General features: G+C 44.2%; 11 protein-coding genes, 2 tRNA genes and 3 rRNA genes. 6 read left to right on the forward strand and 10 right to left on the reverse strand.

The genetic code is table 11. From position 1 onward, the window contains the following. The first annotated feature begins 257 nt into the window (after nucleotides 1-257). The gene (locus V6N89_RS13965; protein ID WP_346992831.1) at nucleotides 258-674 is read left to right on the forward strand and encodes a hypothetical protein; all 417 of its coding nucleotides are present in this window, start codon (nucleotides 258-260) and stop codon (nucleotides 672-674) included. A gap of 70 nt (nucleotides 675-744) precedes the next feature. Here the strand turns inward: V6N89_RS13965 and V6N89_RS13970 are convergent, their stop codons facing one another. From V6N89_RS13970 to pssA, 8 genes are all read right to left on the reverse strand, one after another. Then, a complete protein-coding gene (locus V6N89_RS13970) occupies nucleotides 745-1713 on the reverse strand; it encodes a GGDEF domain-containing protein (RefSeq protein WP_338518107.1) in 969 nt (322 codons plus the stop codon). Between the two features lie 134 nt (nucleotides 1714-1847). After that, nucleotides 1848-2546, reverse strand: coding sequence for a substrate-binding periplasmic protein (locus V6N89_RS13975; protein ID WP_338518108.1), 699 nt, complete (start codon nucleotides 2544-2546; stop codon nucleotides 1848-1850). Nucleotides 2547-2756: 210 nt separating this feature from the next. After that, nucleotides 2757-2872: ribosomal RNA gene (gene rrf, locus V6N89_RS13980) — 5S ribosomal RNA — on the reverse strand. A 119-nt stretch (nucleotides 2873-2991) separates the two neighbouring features. Then, nucleotides 2992-5868, reverse strand: a 23S ribosomal RNA gene (locus V6N89_RS13985). A 400-nt stretch (nucleotides 5869-6268) separates the two neighbouring features. Beyond that, nucleotides 6269-6345 (reverse strand) — tRNA-Ile (locus V6N89_RS13990). 1 nt (nucleotide 6346) lies between these two features. Beyond that, a tRNA-Ala gene (locus tag V6N89_RS13995) sits at nucleotides 6347-6422 on the reverse strand. Nucleotides 6423-6499: 77 nt separating this feature from the next. Then, nucleotides 6500-8032, reverse strand: a 16S ribosomal RNA gene (locus V6N89_RS14000). The 16S, 23S and 5S rRNA genes sit together here with 2 tRNA genes alongside, the layout of an rRNA operon. Before the next feature lie 435 nt (nucleotides 8033-8467). Beyond that, nucleotides 8468-9271, reverse strand: coding sequence for a CDP-diacylglycerol--serine O-phosphatidyltransferase (gene pssA / locus V6N89_RS14005; protein WP_338518109.1), 804 nt, complete (start codon nucleotides 9269-9271; stop codon nucleotides 8468-8470). 233 nt (nucleotides 9272-9504) lie between these two features. On the opposite strand from pssA, the gene xdp1 reads away from it, so the two are divergent. From xdp1 to V6N89_RS14030, 5 genes are all read left to right on the forward strand, one after another. Next, entirely contained in the window at nucleotides 9505-10386 is an 882-nt protein-coding gene (xdp1, locus tag V6N89_RS14010; protein ID WP_346992832.1) for an exosortase-dependent surface protein XDP1, read from the forward strand. 167 nt (nucleotides 10387-10553) lie between these two features. Continuing rightward, nucleotides 10554-11135, forward strand: coding sequence for a hypothetical protein (locus tag V6N89_RS14015; protein ID WP_346992833.1), 582 nt, complete (start codon nucleotides 10554-10556; stop codon nucleotides 11133-11135). A 7-nt stretch (nucleotides 11136-11142) separates the two neighbouring features. Continuing rightward, nucleotides 11143-11385 (forward strand): PEP-CTERM sorting domain-containing protein, encoded by a 243-nt coding sequence (locus tag V6N89_RS14020; RefSeq protein ID WP_338518112.1) that lies wholly within the window; start codon nucleotides 11143-11145, stop codon nucleotides 11383-11385. 98 nt (nucleotides 11386-11483) lie between these two features. Continuing rightward, nucleotides 11484-12839, forward strand: coding sequence for a tetratricopeptide repeat protein (locus V6N89_RS14025; RefSeq protein WP_338518113.1), 1356 nt, complete (start codon nucleotides 11484-11486; stop codon nucleotides 12837-12839). Nucleotides 12840-12843: 4 nt separating this feature from the next. Then, nucleotides 12844-14316 (forward strand): tetratricopeptide repeat protein, encoded by a 1473-nt coding sequence (locus tag V6N89_RS14030; protein WP_346992834.1) that lies wholly within the window; start codon nucleotides 12844-12846, stop codon nucleotides 14314-14316. Nucleotides 14317-14425: 109 nt separating this feature from the next. Here V6N89_RS14030 and clpB read toward each other — a convergent pair whose 3' ends face one another. After that, nucleotides 14426-17002, reverse strand: coding sequence for an ATP-dependent chaperone ClpB (gene clpB / locus V6N89_RS14035; RefSeq protein ID WP_338518116.1), 2577 nt, complete (start codon nucleotides 17000-17002; stop codon nucleotides 14426-14428). Between the two features lie 144 nt (nucleotides 17003-17146). Then, nucleotides 17147-17881, reverse strand: a complete 735-nt coding sequence (pgeF, locus tag V6N89_RS14040) for a peptidoglycan editing factor PgeF (RefSeq protein ID WP_338518117.1) — start codon at nucleotides 17879-17881, stop codon at nucleotides 17147-17149. Nucleotides 17882-17883: the final 2 nt, after the last annotated feature.

A 17883-nucleotide genomic window follows, 5' to 3' on the forward strand; every position in this document is an offset into this window, starting at 1 on the left:
TACCTTCCAAAAACAAGCAAGACTGCCCGTTTCGATGAATACTTACCGAAGACAATCGGCAGTAATATCACGGGCTCTTTCAACCATCTTGTTTGCAATACGCATAAAGAAATAACCTTGGCACTGCTTTACTTATATTGACCAAGGCAAAAATGGTTATTAATATCACTAACGCGCCTGAAACCTTGCGCAACAACAAAAATTTAATAAGGATGTAAAATGTTTACTATGAAGATGGTTGCTAAACCCCTGTTTTTTTGCTGATATGTTTTTCATTCAGCGCGTTTGCAACAGATGACAATACGGCTACTTTCACCCTCGAACTCTGGGCGCCAGACGAGGTTCCTCCCCACGACGCCAAGCATGCCGAAATAGGCAACAGTTACTACTATCGCTACACCCCTGAAGTCGTTCAATTTAATTCCAACCAAAACCGTAAATTGAATATTGAGTTTCATGAAAACACTGAAAGCCGTTATCAATTTCGCTGGGTAACCGCAACCAGCCCAGGTGACGTTACGTTGCTAAGTAAGTCAAACTCGCTTATGGAAATTGCCATTGACGACGGTGACGACGTTTCTGATTCAATATACATCGAAGTATGGGTATATGACACGCTGACCTATGAGCGGTTTATGTGTGACCCGCAAATACAAAACAGGCCGACAACATAGGCGTCCAACGACATCGACCATTAGAACACGTTGAGCTATGTTAGCTCAGCGTGTTTTTGTTTTACTCATTTTACAAATAACAAATTTGGTCACGTCCTTTCGACTTGGCTTGATATAATAACGTATCTGCGGCATGCAGCAGTGCATCACTCGTCTCATACCTATGACTTTCCTGCGTAGCTACCCCCATACTGACCGTTAACCCTACGCTGGACATCAGGGCAAAGTGTTTCGCACTTAACTGTGCCAAGTGACGCTTTATACGTATTGCTAAAAGCTGAGCGGTTTGAGCAGAACAATTCGGCAATATTAATGCAAATTCTTCACCGCCATAACGGGCGGCCAAGGTGTTTCTATTGGGTAAGCTTAAATTCAGAGTTTCCCCTATTCGCTTTAAACACCTGTCTCCCATAATGTGTCCATAATCATCGTTAAAGCGTTTAAAATGGTCAATATCAATAAAGATAATACTTAACGGCAAATCATCCTCTTCACACTTTGCCCATTGCTGAGACAAATAATCCGCAAATTTGTGTCGATTTGCTAAGCCTGTTAAAAAATCTGTTTCTGCTTTACGCTTCAGTGACGAGTACTCCGCTTTGTGCACTGTGAGGTCGCGTAATATACAAAGAAACAAGGCACTGTCAGCACTGAGTGCTTGTGGCAATGACGATAGCGTAAGCTCAACACTGACGACGCTATGAGAAGGCCCTAACCGACATACAGTTACTTCTAAAGGAGGAGTATTAATAATTTCGCTGGACGCTTTGTCCAGACAATGAATGATCTGGCTGTGTGACCGCCCAGTTTCGTCACGCAAGAAAGCGAGTAAGTTTTCCCCGGCTAGCTGGTCTTTTTTACCATCGAACAATAAGGCCGCCTGTGAGTTGAGCATTTCAATATTGCCATTGATATCTAAAACCATAACGGCTTCGTTGATGAAATTGAGCATGGTGGCCAATGAACTGTCTTTATAAAAACCAACGTGGCCACTTGTGTGTTGAAAAGGTGTGTTGTCTTTGATCATAGCTGCATACATCTTGTTATACCTAGAACAGGAGTTTTGATGTATACAGAATAGAAAATTCTTTAATGAATTAACTTCTGGTTACCTTCCGATTTAACCCTTTGTTTTAATTAACCATTTTAAATAAGGTAGGGTTCAATTCAGACTTATTCATTGCTAGTTTGCATCTGCTCAATGACCGTATCACTATCGGATAACGCAAAGAGCGTTGTTAGCTTATTGAATAATTCTACTTTTCGATCACTCATATTTGAAATGGCAAAAAATGTAGGAATGTTGCGACGCATTGACACTGCGAGTTCACTTATATTATCAGGTACTCTTTCGATGTGATAACGATAGGGCGCTTCATACGTTGCTAAATGTGTTGTTCGGCCAAATTGAAAAAGTTGAATTGCATCAGTACTGTTTGGCATATCGAAAAAGGTATAACCCTGCTGTTCGAGTTCTTGTCTTAAGCCAACATAGTCGTAGCCCCTGATGGCTGCTACGGTTTTTTCTCCACTCAACCCAGAGTTTGTCATTAAAACGAGTGAAAGGTAACTAAAAGGTTTTTCAACAAATGTAACATTATTGTCTAATGCCTTCGTTCCTTTAACATTAACAGTAATGTCTATTTCACCTTTACGAACGCGCTCAAAAAGGCGAGCCGGAGGCGGACATTCTATTTCTACTTTGTATCCTGCAAGTTCAAGTATTGCGCGTGAAATCGTTACAGCTTCTCCATGACAGCTAACACCTTCATTATCTTTGATAATAAGGGGCGGAAACTCAACAACGCCAAGCACTACTGTATTGTCTTTCGTGAATTCTTTTTCTTGTGAGTAAGAAAGACTAGTAAACATACACAAGAGAACAGCGATACTACACTTTAGAAACATTTATCAACACTATCTAAATAAGATGAACATATTTGTTGTTACTTATACTTTATATAGAAACTAGTGAACAAAAGATAGTTTAGCAAGGAAGTTGCAGATATAAGTAAGTATGAATTGCTTTACGTATGGTGATAAAGCAAAAAACCCGCCGTAAGGCGGGTTTCTTTAATTGGGACCTGGCAGTGTCCTACTCTCACATGGGGAAGCCCCACACTACCATCGGCGCTAATACGTTTCACTTCTGAGTTCGGAATGGAGTCAGGTGGTACCGTATCGCTATGGCTGCCAGGAAAAACTGGTAACAATTTGGGAAAGATAATATTAATTCAATCAGTGAGTAACTACTTTTCACTCTACTTACTTTAGCTTGTCTACAACACTCAAAAGCCTAAAGCTTTTTGGGCGTTGTATGGTTAAGCCTCTCGGGCAATTAGTACAGGTTAGCTTAACGCCTTACAACGCTTCCACACCCTGCCTATCAACGTCATCGTCTATAACAACCCTTCCAGAACTTAAAGTTCAGGGATGACTCATCTTTGGGCTTACTTCCCGCTTAGATGCTTTCAGCGGTTATCCGTTCCGAACATAGCTACCGGGCAATGCCATTGGCATGACAACCCGAACACCAGCGGTTCGTCCACTCCGGTCCTCTCGTACTAGGAGCAGCTCCCATCAATCATCCAACGCCCACACCAGATAGGGACCGAACTGTCTCACGACGTTCTAAACCCAGCTCGCGTACCACTTTAAATGGCGAACAGCCATACCCTTGGGACCGACTTCAGCCCCAGGATGTGATGAGCCGACATCGAGGTGCCAAACACCGCCGTCGATATGAACTCTTGGGCGGTATCAGCCTGTTATCCCCGGAGTACCTTTTATCCGTTGAGCGATGGCCCTTCCATACAGAACCACCGGATCACTATGACCTACTTTCGTACCTGCTCGACGTGTCTGTCTCGCAGTTAAGCTAGCTTATGCCATTGCACTAACCTCACGATGTCCGACCGTGATTAGCTAACCTTCGTGCTCCTCCGTTACTATTTGGGAGGAGACCGCCCCAGTCAAACTACCCACCAGACACTGTCCACAATCCCGATTAGGGACCTATGTTAGAACATCAAACATACAAGGGTGGTATTTCAAGGACGGCTCCACACAATCTAGCGACTGTGCTTCAAAGCCTCCCACCTATCCTACACATGTAGGTTCAATGTTCAGTGCCAAGCTGTAGTAAAGGTTCACGGGGTCTTTCCGTCTAGGTGCGGGTACACAGCATCTTCACTGCGATTTCAATTTCACTGAGTCTCGGGTGGAGACAGCGTGGCCATGGTTACACCATTCGTGCAGGTCGGAACTTACCCGACAAGGAATTTCGCTACCTTAGGACCGTTATAGTTACGGCCGCCGTTTACCGGGGCTTCGATCAAGAGCTTCGCATACGCTAACCCCATCAATTAACCTTCCGGCACCGGGCAGGTGTCACACCCTATACGTCCTCTTACGAGTTTGCAGAGTGCTGTGTTTTTAATAAACAGTCCCAGCCACCTGGTCACTGCGGCCCCCATCTGCTTACCACGTAAAGTGTTCACAAACAGGGGCGTACCTTCTCCCGAAGTTACGGTACAATTTTGCCGAGTTCCTTCACCCGAGTTCTCTCAAGCGCCTTAGTATTCTCTACCTGACCACCTGTGTCGGTTTGGGGTACGGTTCATATAATCATAAGTTTAGAAGCTTTTCCTGGAAGCAGGGCATCAACAACTTCACCACCTTAGTGGCTCGTCTCGCGTCTCAGCTTTAAGTGTCCGGATTTACCTAAACACTCGGCCTACTCGCTTTCACTTGGACAACCAACGCCAAGCTTGCCTAGCCTTCTCCGTCCCTCCATCACTGATTATATAAGTACGGGAATATTAACCCGTTTCCCATCGACTACGCATTTCTGCCTCGCCTTAGGGGCCGACTTACCCTGCCCTGATTAGCATGGGACAGGAAACCTTGGTCTTCCGGCGTGGGAGTTTTTCACTCCCATTATCGTTACTCATGTCAGCATTCGCACTTGTGATATGTCCAGCAAGCTTTACAACTCACCTTCATCCACTTACACAACGCTCCCCTACCCAGCAAGTAAACTTGCTGCCGCAGCTTCGGTATATTGCTTAGCCCCGTTACATCTTCCGCGCAGGCCGACTCGACTAGTGAGCTATTACGCTTTCTTTAAAGGGTGGCTGCTTCTAAGCCAACCTCCTAGCTGTCTATGCCTTCCCACATCGTTTCCCACTTAGCAATATTTTGGGACCTTAGCTGGCGGTCTGGGTTGTTTCCCTCTCCACGACGGACGTTAGCACCCGCCGTGTGTCTCCCGGATAGTTCTCATTGGTATTCGGAGTTTGCAAAGGGTTGGTAAGTCGGGATGACCCCCTAGCCTTAACAGTGCTCTACCCCCAATGGAATTCGTCCGAGGCTCTACCTAAATAGATTTCGGGGAGAACCAGCTATCTCCCGGTTTGATTGGCCTTTCACCCCCAGCCACAGGTCATCCCCTAACTTTTCAACGTTAGTGGGTTCGGTCCTCCAGTTGATGTTACTCAACCTTCAACCTGCCCATGGCTAGATCACCGGGTTTCGGGTCTATACCTAGCAACTAAACGCGCAGTTAACACTCGCTTTCGCTACGGCTCCGTTATTCACTTAACCTTGCTACTAAATATAAGTCGCTGACCCATTATACAAAAGGTACGCAGTCACCCCACGAAGTGGCTCCCACTGCTTGTACGTATACGGTTTCAGGTTCTATTTCACTCCCCTCACAGGGGTTCTTTTCGCCTTTCCCTCACGGTACTGGTTCACTATCGGTCAGTTAGGAGTATTTAGCCTTGGAGGATGGTCCCCCCATATTCAGTCAAGATAACACGTGTCCCGACCTACTCGATTTCACTGTAAAGAACTCGTCGTGTACGGGGCTATCACCCTGTATCGCTCCTCTTCCCAAAGGATTCCACTAAATTCTAAACAGCTTAAGGGCTGCTCCCCGTTCGCTCGCCGCTACTAGGGGAATCTCGGTTGATTTCTTTTCCTAAGGGTACTTAGATGTTTCAGTTCCCCTCGTTCGCCTCGTTACACTATGTATTCATGTAACGATACCTGTAAACAGGTGGGTTTCCCCATTCGGACATCTGTGGCTCAAATGCATTTTGTCGGCTCACCACAGCTTTTCGCAGACTTACACGTCCTTCATCGCCTCTAACTGCCAAGGCATCCACCGTATACGCTTCGTCACTTAACCATACAACCCCAAACAGCCTTTTGACTTCTGCCTGAGTTATGTCGCATGAATGACAAGCTAATCGGAAGAATTGCCTTGTTATCAAATCATCGATTGATAACAAGCAATTCAGTCAAGTAGAGTAAAAAGTCATCTTTCGATTTCTCAGTTACTCAATTTTGATTGATTACTATTAATATCAGCTTTCCAAATTGTTAAAGAACATTCGTAAAATGACGAATCATTTCACTTTAGAGTAAAAAACCCTAATCAATGCTTACTGAAACAGTAAATATTCATTAGGATTTAAATTCCGTTTTGACACATATACTGCCATCTATTTCTTGCTTAGACAAGGCATCTGATTGCGTAGCGTGCTAGTAGCACGTGAGCGATACGATAACGCAGTATAAGTAAGAAATGGTAGGCTTGGGCAGACTTGAACTGCCGACCTCACCCTTATCAGGGGTGCGCTCTAACCAGCTGAGCTACAAGCCTGTGGTGGAGCTAAGCAGGATCGAACTGCTGACCTCCTGAATGCAAATCAGGCGCTCTCCCAGCTGAGCTATAGCCCCATAAACTTGTGTCGTTCTTCGTTTTAAACAAGACTATCTGTGTAGGCACTGCATCAAGGCGTCTATCGACGTAATGGTAAGGAGGTGATCCAACCCCAGGTTCCCCTAGGGTTACCTTGTTACGACTTCACCCCAGTCATGAAACACAAAGTGGTAATCGTCCTCCCGAAGGTTAGACTAACTACTTCTTTTGCATCCCACTCCCATGGTGTGACGGGCGGTGTGTACAAGGCCCGGGAACGTATTCACCGCAGTATTCTGACCTGCGATTACTAGCGATTCCGACTTCATGGAGTCGAGTTGCAGACTCCAATCCGGACTACGACATTCTTTAAGGGGTCCGCTCCACATCACTGTCTCGCTTCCCTCTGTAAATGCCATTGTAGCACGTGTGTAGCCCTACACGTAAGGGCCATGATGACTTGACGTCGTCCCCACCTTCCTCCGGTTTGTCACTAGCAGTCTCCTTAGAGTGCCCAACTTAATGCTGGCAACTAAGGACAAGGGTTGCGCTCGTTGCGGGACTTAACCCAACATCTCACGACACGAGCTGACGACAGCCATGCAGCACCTGTGTCAGAGTTCCCGAAGGCACCAATCTATCTCTAGAAAGTTCTCTGCATGTCAAGTGTAGGTAAGGTTCTTCGCGTTGCATCGAATTAAACCACATGCTCCACCGCTTGTGCGGGCCCCCGTCAATTCATTTGAGTTTTAACCTTGCGGCCGTACTCCCCAGGCGGTCTACTTAGCGCGTTAGCTTCGCTACTCACGATTTAAAATCACAAACAGCTAGTAGACAGCGTTTACGGTGTGGACTACCAGGGTATCTAATCCTGTTCGCTACCCACACTTTCGCACATGAGCGTCAGTCTTTGGCCAGGGAGTCGCCTTCGCCACTGATGTTCCTCCAGATATCTACGCATTTCACCGCTACACCTGGAATTCCACTCCCCTCTCCAAGACTCTAGTCTGCCAGTTCTAAATGACCATCCCAGGTTGAGCCCGGGGCTTTCACATCTAGCTTAACAAACCGCCTGCGTGCGCTTTACGCCCAGTAATTCCGATTAACGCTCGCACCCTCCGTATTACCGCGGCTGCTGGCACGGAGTTAGCTGGTGCTTCTTCTGTTGTTAACGTCACGGATAGCAGGTATTAACTACTAACTTTTCCTCACAACTGAAAGTGCTTTACAACCCGAAGGCCTTCTTCACACACGCGGCATGGCTGCATCAGGGTTTCCCCCATTGTGCAATATTCCCCACTGCTGCCTCCCGTAGGAGTCTGGGCCGTGTCTCAGTCCCAGTGTGGCTGATCTTCCTCTCAGAACAGCTAGAGATCGTCGCCTTGGTAAGCCTTTACCTTACCAACTAGCTAATCTCACTTGGGCCTCTCTTTGCGCCGGAGCCTAAGCCCCGTTTGGTCCGAAGACATTATGCGGTATTAGCAGTCGTTTCCAACTGTTATCCCCCTCGCAAAGGCAAGTTCCCAAGCATTACTCACCCGTCCGCCACTCGTCAGCGATGTGCAAGCACACCCTGTTACCGTTCGACTTGCATGTGTTAGGCCTGCCGCCAGCGTTCAATCTGAGCCATGATCAAACTCTTCAATTAAATATATCGAAATATGAATCGTCGTTGTGACACTCTTAACGAGTGCCCACACAGATTGTCTTGTCTAAATTTTTAAAGAACAATGTGCAGAATCATCGAATATGATTTCTGCGCAAGGAGGACCAACATTACTCTCAGTTGGTTCGTTTCCTTGCTCGACAGCTTGATACTAATCTTTGCTGCCAGCTGCCTCTTCCGAAGCGGATGCGTATCTTACAGCGCATCTTTTTTTTGTCAACAACTTTTGTTTATTTATTTTTAAACTTGGTTTTCGACACCCTCATCAGTTGTTAGCTTTTCGCTGTTCCCTGTTGAGGAGGCGCGCATTCTACGCATTCTTTCTTTGCCGTCAACACCCTTCTTTAAATAATTATAAAAAAAGCGACCGTTCGGTCGCTTTTTAAACTATTCGGTTAATAACGCATCAAATCAGCGTTATTTCTTATCTTCTTTTTGGTTCTCGCAGTCTTCAACGTGAGAAGATTTGAAGTCGGCATCTTCTTCATGGTCTCCTACTACATCGTGTAGAGTCACCTTATCGACTGTGCGAAACGTATTTATCGGTCCTGCAAGTGCATATAGCGCAAACACTAGGAATAACACAAGGGCAGGTTCGGTAGCCACCACTACGAATATCAGTAGTACTAGCAACAAAGCAACGAATGGAACCTTACCGTGCCAGTTCACTTCTTTGAAAGAGTTGTACTTAAAGTTGCTTACCATCAAAAGACCCGCTAATCCTGTTACAGCGGCAACAATAAAACCATAATCAGTACCGACAGCTTCATACTCAACACCAACCCACACTAAGCCAGCAACAACCGCAGCAGCAGCTGGACTCGCCAGTCCTTGGAAGAAACGCTTATCAGCAATTCCTACTTGTGTGTTAAATCGGGCAAGCCTTAATGCAGCGCCAGCAACATAGACGAATGCAGCTAACCATCCAAGTTTACCAAGTTCGGTCAGCCCCCAGTTATACGCCACCAGTGCAGGCGCTACACCAAACGATACCATGTCTGCCATTGAGTCATACTCGGCACCAAAATCGCTTTGCGTGTTTGTCATGCGAGCAACACGCCCATCAAGCCCGTCAAAAATCATAGCAACAAAAATCGCGACTGCCGCAGCTTCAAAGCGACCATTCATTGAAGAGACTACTGCAAAAAAACCAGAAAACAATCCAGCAGTCGTTAATAGGTTCGGAAGTAAATATATTCCTTTACGCTTTTGTTCAGACATATGTCCTCGTAATATTACTCAATCTCTACCGTGATTATTTCACAGTTAAAGCTTCAGGCATAGCCACCCCTTCTTTCAGTTCGTTCAACATCCTTTATAAGTAATAACTATGTATGCGAGTACATACCGAACTAATAATCCCGCTAGGTTACATTTCCAGGACCATGTTGAAGTTCCTCGGGCATCTATGCTTGAGGGAACTTTTCCCTATCAATTAAACAGGAAAAATTGAAATGCGGTTAAGTTCATATATCGTCGGTCTTAGCGCGCTAGCGACCATTGTATTTAATGGGGACGCAGTAGCTGGCTACAATTCTAGTTATTACAAGAGTAACTGCGGCAACTACGCGCAGTCGACCAACCCCAAATGTGATTCCCCTGTGGGCGAGCATGTTTATAATCTTGTAAACAGCGGCGTTTACGAAGGAACATCGTCAACCTCTTCTAATGTCTCTATAGGTGGTATTAACGTCTCAATGACCAGCTGGGCCGATACATACGGTCAATTAGACGACATTGTCGTCGGAGCAAACAGCTATAAAATATCAAATTATTATGGTTATGGAGTAACGAACCAGGATTGGGAATACAGCAATAGTTATCCGGATCATGCTATCGATAACGTAAACTCCGTACGCGGAAATTGGCAAGACTTCGATTTTGTTCTTTTTTCGTTCAGTGAAGCAGTGACCCTCCAAGGTGCTAACTTCTCGTGGGTGTATGATAAGAGCGATACTCAGGTTTCAGTTGCGGCATTGACAAGTATCGAAACGTTGACTTCAGGGCGCAACACCTGGGATGACATTGTCGGCAACGCAATTACATCTTCTTATAACGTCGAAAAGTGCGATTCCAGCGACGCCCACCTAAAGTACAAATCAGAGTTTTCATTAGATACAACAGCTAAATATTGGCTGGTTGGAGCTTATAATAAGGTGTTTGGTAACATTGGGGGATCATCTACCAATGACGCATTTAAATTGACGAGCATCGGGTTTGAGACTAAGGGAGGAACCTCGCCACCTACGCCAACAGAGGTTAGCGAACCTGGTACAATTGGCATTTTGTTCGCAACAGGGTTGCTAATTGCTTGGAGGCGTAAAACTTCACCTTAACCCAAATCATACTTTAGTCTATAAAAGCTGATCTTTACTTGTCAGCTTTTTTTACATCCAATTTCAAAAAACAAAAAAAACTATTAAAAAACAGCCGTTAAAAAAACTGGCACGATTCTAGCTTTACCTCTTTCAATTAAAAGTTGTTAACAGTAAGGCTTTAGTCCATGAAGTTTATGTCTAAATTTGTCGCTCTGACCCTAGTGTGTGGTATGTCACAAACAGCATTCGCTGGTGATTCAATGATTGAACATTACAATTATAACATGCTTACACAAAACGTTTCTAAGGGCTTCGAACCAAACAATAATTCAATTCAGATTAACGGCAGTGACATCTACGTTTCTTACACAACATGGTCTGACACAGCAGGTAGCAGCGACGACCAGGTAGTTAGGCAAAACGGCTTAGATTATTCCTCTTACTGGGGTCTTGCCATGACGAATAAGGATCATGGTGGGAAATTGTCGGATTGGCATACGATTGATAATAATCCCGACGATTGGAAATATGATTTCGATATGGTTTTATTCTCATTTAGTGAATCCGTCGCGCTCACCAGCACGAAGTTTCAATATCTGACAGGTGCGGGTGATGAAAACCAATTAACAGTTGTTGGCTTCGACAATATTGATATTTTCAGGAATACGGCAAATACTGCAACGACTTGGGATGACATTGCTAGGTTCAAATGCAATTACATCAGTAACGCACAGAAACATTTCGCCCAACCCTGCAGGTCGCGGTAATTATGAGGTGACATATCCTACGCTTACTGAGGCCAAATATTGGTTGGTGGGTGCATACAACACGCACTTTGATCCAAGCACCAGCGTGTCTGATATCGACGGTTCTGGTTTTAAACTGGCAGCATTGGGTTTTTCCCAAACCACAACGAAAACTACGCCTCCACCAAAAGAAGTATCCGCCCCAAATACTTTAGCGTTTATGGGTCTAGGGTTAGGTTTTGTAATGTTTAGGCGCAAACGCTTGGTTTAATTGTTTAAAAGTAACCCAAAAAGACGTATCTTTGAAAAGGTGGCAATGGCCACCTTTTTTGTTATCAAATCCTCTACCTCGGTGAATTTTAGTTAGTCATGGAAAGTTCGAATAAAAATAAATCTTCAATAAAACGTACATTGAAAAATCTTGTTGCCACACTCCTTTTTGTATCAACACAATCTATCAGCTATGCATCTACCTCTGAAGATTATGAAAAAGCACTTTCCGCTTTCAATAAAGATGCGTTCGATGAAGCATATATCCACCTAAAAAACAGTCTTCAAAAAGACCCAGAGAACTTAGCAGCCAAACTTCTAATGGGTGAAATATTGTTAATAAATGGCTATCTAAAAGCTGCTGAAATGGAGTTTATAGAAGCGCTCGAAATGGGAGCGGACATCAATCTTCTAGCAGAACCTCTTGGCAATACTTGGCTTTTTCTCAATAAATACGAAAACATAGTGTCATTTTCAGAAATAAAAAAATTAACAGGAACAAACAAAAGAGAATGGCTTTTAATCAGAGCAACCGCTTGCCTTAGGCTTCAAGATGAAGAGTGTGCTCTTAGAGACTACAATTCAATTAATTTAGATTACCCTAACTTTGTTCCGGCAATTAACGGCTTGGCATCTATTGCATTGCAAAACGAAGAGCTAACCAACGCGAATGAATTGATAAACCGTGCAATTGCAATTTCTCCGAAAGACCCTATTTCGTGGAGACTTAAAGGCCAGCTAGCATACCGCCAAGGTGATACTGAAAAGGCGACATCATTTCTTCAAAAAGCGCTTTCATTCAATAGAGATGACCCTATAGCCCTACGCAACTTAGTAGATCTCTACCTTGAAGCAAAAGACTATGACACAGCGAAACTCTTTGTTGCAGAGATAATTGAAGACACCCCTAATGATCCCTTAGCCATTTTGCTTAACAGTTGGTTACAGAGCAGAGATAGCCAACAAGCTATCGATAACAGTAAGCTCAAAGAATTGAATGACTTTATGGCGCAACTTGACCCTGGGCTTATTACATCACAGCCCATGCTTTTGTATATAAGCGGTTTGACGAACTTTTTTAACAATAATATGGAAACCGCTGCGAAAGAGTTTAGCTCTTATTTACAAAAAGAGCCTGGCGATCTGCAGGCTGTACTTATGCTAAGCCAAGTTTACATTGCTACACAACAAGATAAGCAAGCAATGATTCTATTAGAGCGCCACAAAGATGAAATTATAGAAGACATAGATTCAGCGTTATTGCTTGGTGACCTATTCATAAGACAGAACAAAGCTTTTAAAGCGCAACGTCTGCTTCAAGAGCTGCAATTTAAGTACAAGAATGAAAGTAAGTTAGAACTCTTTAAAATTAAGTTAATGGCGGCGAGAGGCAAACAAGACGAAGCATTATCAATTCTTGATAATAATCTCGAAAAATACAAGGAAAGCGCTTAGCTTTTTGTTTACTTACGCATTAATGAATCTTCAAGCGGGAAAGTTCGAAAAAGCATTGAAAAGTGCCGAAATGCTTTCTGATATATTTCCTGATGAGGCAGAGGTATATAATTTAAAAGCGGGTATTTTGATACGCCAAGGCAATCTAAACGAAGCTAAAACCAACATACTTAGAGCGCTTGAAAAAAGCCCGACTCTGTTCTCTGCAAAATTCAACCTTGCAGCAACGGAAAGCAGATTAGGGAATACTGAGATATCCAACAAGTTAGTCGACGAACTTTTGATATTATCCCCGCAGCACAATGAAACATTGCTTTTAAGAGCCTTTAATCTTACTAAGCTCAACAGGTATGAAGAAGCACAGCAAATCTACCTCGATATATTGACTCTTAATCCTTCTAACATCAATGCGCGAGAACGGGTGTCTGAGCTCTATCAACAGCAAAGAGATGTTAAGAGTGCGCTGTATCATCTAGATCTATTATTAAAGGATAATTTTGACAACGCGAGTTACCTGTTGAGAAAAGCGCAGCTCTTGATCGAAGACGATCGAATTTCTGACGCTGAGAAAACATTAAACGTTGTGAAAAATTTCATTTCGAGTTCTCCAGATAAATTAATCCTTTATTCCGAGCTAATGCGTTCAGTTGATAACAACGATGAAGCCAAGGCTGCTATGGCAAGAGCCCATGATTTGTCAGCCTACAACGTCTTTATTACCCTGCGATATGCAAGCCTTCTGCTTGATTTAGAGCTTAACGAAGATGCAGATAAATTACTTTCATCAATAGGCGATGATAAACGAGGCACACCAGTCTACTATTTTTTGAAAGGAAGGGTCTGGGCGAATAAGGGTGAATCACTCCGAGCAGTGAGATTCTTTAAAGAGGCTCTGGAGCTGGATCCGAGGTTCGCTCAAGCTATTATCGGCATGTATAACTTTGCTTTGAATCAGCAACATGTCGAGCTTTTTCTTGAGACCACAAGGTCCCTTGTAGATAAAGACAACACTAATTTATTGACTAAAAACCTTCTTGCACAATATTTGTTTTTTATAGGCGAATATGAGGAATCAATATCGCTTTACAAACAGTTAGTCAGTGAGCCCAACTTAGTCAATCCAGCGGAAGCATACAACCGATTGGCGATAATGAGTATCGATGCATCCCTCGAGCAAGCCAGTGAATATGCCAATAAAGCGTATTCACTTCAGCAAAATTCAGCAGATATACTTGATACACTAGGCCATGTGAAAGCACTTCAAGGTGAATATGAAGAAAGCTTAAAACTGCTGAGAGATGCCTTCGCCAGAAACGCAAATGACCCTAAAATTCGATATCATCTTGGATATACACTTGCGAAGTTAAATCGTGTTGAAGAAGCAAAACAAGAACTAAATTATGCAGTTAACGTTGAGCGTCCTTTTTACCTGCGACCACAAGCGCAAGCTTTGTTGGATTCACTCTCAGTACAATAATTCGCGGCTTGTTGACTAACGAAGCGCTTCGTATATGAGTGCTCCAAAGCGGGTCAGCGCATTAAAAAAGGGCGACAATTCATGTCGCCCTTTTTTGTTCGCATTAGCGCTATTGGCTAACGACAAACAAACCGCTTTCATCAGCATCAATACGAATTGTGGATTCAGGTATCAATTCACCTGCCAACAATTGATGTGCCAATGGATTTTCCACTTGGACTTGAATTGCACGTTTTAATGGACGCGCGCCAAACACAGGATCAAAACCAGCTTCTGCCAACTTATCCATCGCTGCAGCAGACAGTGTTAATTTATACCCTTTCTCGGCAAGTCTAGCACGCAACGATGCAAGTTGGATTTTAGCAATAGACTTAATTTCTTCTTTACCCAAAGGATGGAAAACAACAATATCATCAACGCGGTTGATGAACTCAGGCCTAAAGTGTTGACCTACAACACTCATAACGGCAGCCTTCATCTCATCGTATTGGTTGTCGCTATGTTTATCTTGAATAACATCTGAACCCAAGTTAGATGTCATAATGACGACAGTATTTTTGAAATCTACCGTACGTCCCTGCCCGTCAGTTAAGCGCCCGTCATCTAATACCTGAAGTAATATGTTAAATACATCAGGGTGTGCTTTTTCAACCTCGTCAAGCAAGATAACAGAGTATGGCTTACGACGCACCGCCTCTGTCAAATAGCCACCTTCTTCATAGCCTACATAGCCAGGAGGAGCACCAACCAAACGTGCCACTGAGTGTTTTTCCATAAACTCAGACATATCAATGCGTATCATTGCATCTTCAGTATCAAACATAAATCCCGCGAGGGCTTTGCACAGTTCGGTTTTACCTACGCCAGTTGGGCCTAAGAACAAAAACGAGCCTATGGGACGTGCAGGGTCAGCGAGTCCTGCTCGTGACCGCCTTATTGCATTTGAAACCGCTTCAACCGCTTCTTCTTGACCAACCACTCGCTTATGTAAAACGTCTTCCATACGAAGGAGTTTATCTCGCTCTCCTTCGAGCATTTTGGCAACAGGGATACCCGTCCAGCGCGACAGCACGTCTGCAATTTCTGCATCCGTAACTTTGTTTTTTACTAGCTTAGTTTCGCGAGTTTCATTTTCTGCCGCCTGCTCTAATTTAGCTTCTAGTTCTGGAATGCGGCCATATTGCAGTTCAGACATACGATTTAAATCAGATGCCCTTCTTGCAATTTCTAGATCTAATTTCGCCTGCTCTAACTCCCCCTTAATGGTTTGCGTACCTTGCATGGCGTCTTTTTCATCTAGCCATACTTTTTCAAGCTCTGCATACTTCGTCTCAGCTTGCTCGCGCTCAAGTTCTATCATTTCTAGACGCTTATGGCTTGCATCGTCTGTTTCTTTTGCAAGAGCCTGTTCTTCCAACTTAAGCTGGATAATACGGCGCTCAAGTCGATCCATGTCCTCAGGTTTAGAATCAATTTGTAAACGGATGCTTGAAGCCGCTTCATCTATAAGATCAATAGCTTTGTCTGGAAGTTGCCTATCGCTAATATAACGGTGAGACAAACTAGCGGCCGCCACTATCGCGGGGTCAGTAATATCAACCGAGTGATGAAGTTCATAGCGCTCTTTTAAGCCACGCAGAATAGCAATGGTGTCTTCTACACTGGGCTCTTCTACCAAGACTTTTTGGAAACGGCGTTCAAGAGCAGCATCTTTTTCTATATATTGTCTGTATTCATCGAGCGTAGTAGCTCCCACACAGTGAAGCTCGCCGCGTGCAAGAGCTGGTTTAAGCATATTGCCAGCGTCCATTGCACCGTCGCCTTTACCTGCTCCCACCATAGTGTGAAGTTCATCGACGAATAAGATCACGCGGCCTTCTTCTTTGGCTAACTCATTGAGTACAGCTTTAAGGCGCTCTTCAAATTCACCACGGTACTTTGCACCCGCAACCAATGCGCCCATATCTAATGCAAGCACACGCTTATTTTTCAAACCTTCTGGCACTTCACCATTAATAATACGCTGCGCCAGCCCTTCAACAATCGCAGTTTTACCGACGCCTGGCTCGCCAATCAATACCGGATTATTCTTTGTACGACGCTGTAAAACCTGTACCGTGCGACGAATTTCATCATCACGACCGATAACAGGGTCTAGTTTGCCTTGTTCTGCGCGCTCGGTAAGATCTGTTGTGTATTTATCTAGTGCTTGCCTTACATCTTCGGCATTTGGGTCGGTTACCGTTTGTCCGCCCCGCATGTCGTCTATTGCGGCCTCGACAGTGTCTTGGGTAATGTTTAAGCTCTTGAGTATTTCACCCAAGCGCCCTTTGTCTTGTAGCGCCGCCAGCACAAAAATTTCTGACGTGATGTATTCATCTTTGCGCTGCTGCGCAATTTTGTCGCACAAGTTTAAGAGTATGCCGCTGTCTTTGCTAAGCTGAACGTCTCCGCCTATGCCTTCAATTCTCGGCAAACGTTCAATTGCCTGACTAAGCGCTGAGCGCAGCGCATTCACATTAATGTTGGCTTGATCTAAGAGCGGTCTAACTGACCCACCCTGTTGATTAAGCATCGCGGTCATTAAATGAACAGGTTCGATGTACTGATGGTCTCTACCCAATGCGAGTGATTGAGCATCGGAAATAGCGAGCTGAAATTTGCTGGTAAATTTGTCTAATCTCATAATCTCAACCTAAAAGGGAAACATTAAAATGTTTTTAATTCGTTGCAGTAGTTATGGGATCTGGTGAATTATGATTCAAGTAGTTAAATGCAATCTTAGTCAAAAAGATAACAAAAGCGCATAGAAATTTGATTTAAAACAAATTCAACGCTCTGTAATACCGATGACACTGACTATACGCCCTGTTGCGCGTTTTCCTCGATGCGTTGCCAAGCGATGGGAGTAGAATTGCTCTTGCTCACAGTACGTACACAAATTACTACTCACTACATCAGTTAACCCTAATGCAACCAACTGTGCTTTCGCAATTGCAGGTAAATCTAAGAGAAATTTTCCAGTACTCGAACTTTTCAGAAGCGCGTCTGGATACGCTACAAACACCTCGGCAAGGTGTTGGTCGACTTCATAGCAGCGCTGACAAATCGCAGGGCCAATCCATGCCATGATACTGCTTGGCGCAGCATTAAATTGTGAAATCGTATTAGCAATCACGCCACTTTCAAGTCCCTTCCAACCGCCGTGTACCGCAGCCACTTCCTTTCCCTCATTATCACACAGCAGAATTGGCACACAGTCTGCCGTCATCACTGCACAAAAACATGCTGAGGATGAGGAGTAGGCCGCATCTGCTGTGGTATCGGCAGAGGGCAGCACCACAACTTTGTTTGAATGAACTTGCTCAAGCCAAGACAGTTTTTCATGATAGGGAAGCAGCGCTCTGTTTGCTTTAACTAGTAACAAGTCATCACCAACATGCGCCCCAACATTAAGGCCATCAAGGTCACCAGTACTCACCCCGCCCTGGCGCGTACTGGTATATGCGACAATATGCTTTGGGCTATTCCATTGGGGCGTGATGACTAAGCTAGATTCAGACATTC

It is taken from the genome of Alteromonas gracilis, assembly GCF_036870955.2.
GTDB classification, from domain to species: Bacteria; Pseudomonadota; Gammaproteobacteria; order Enterobacterales; family Alteromonadaceae; genus Alteromonas; species Alteromonas gracilis_A.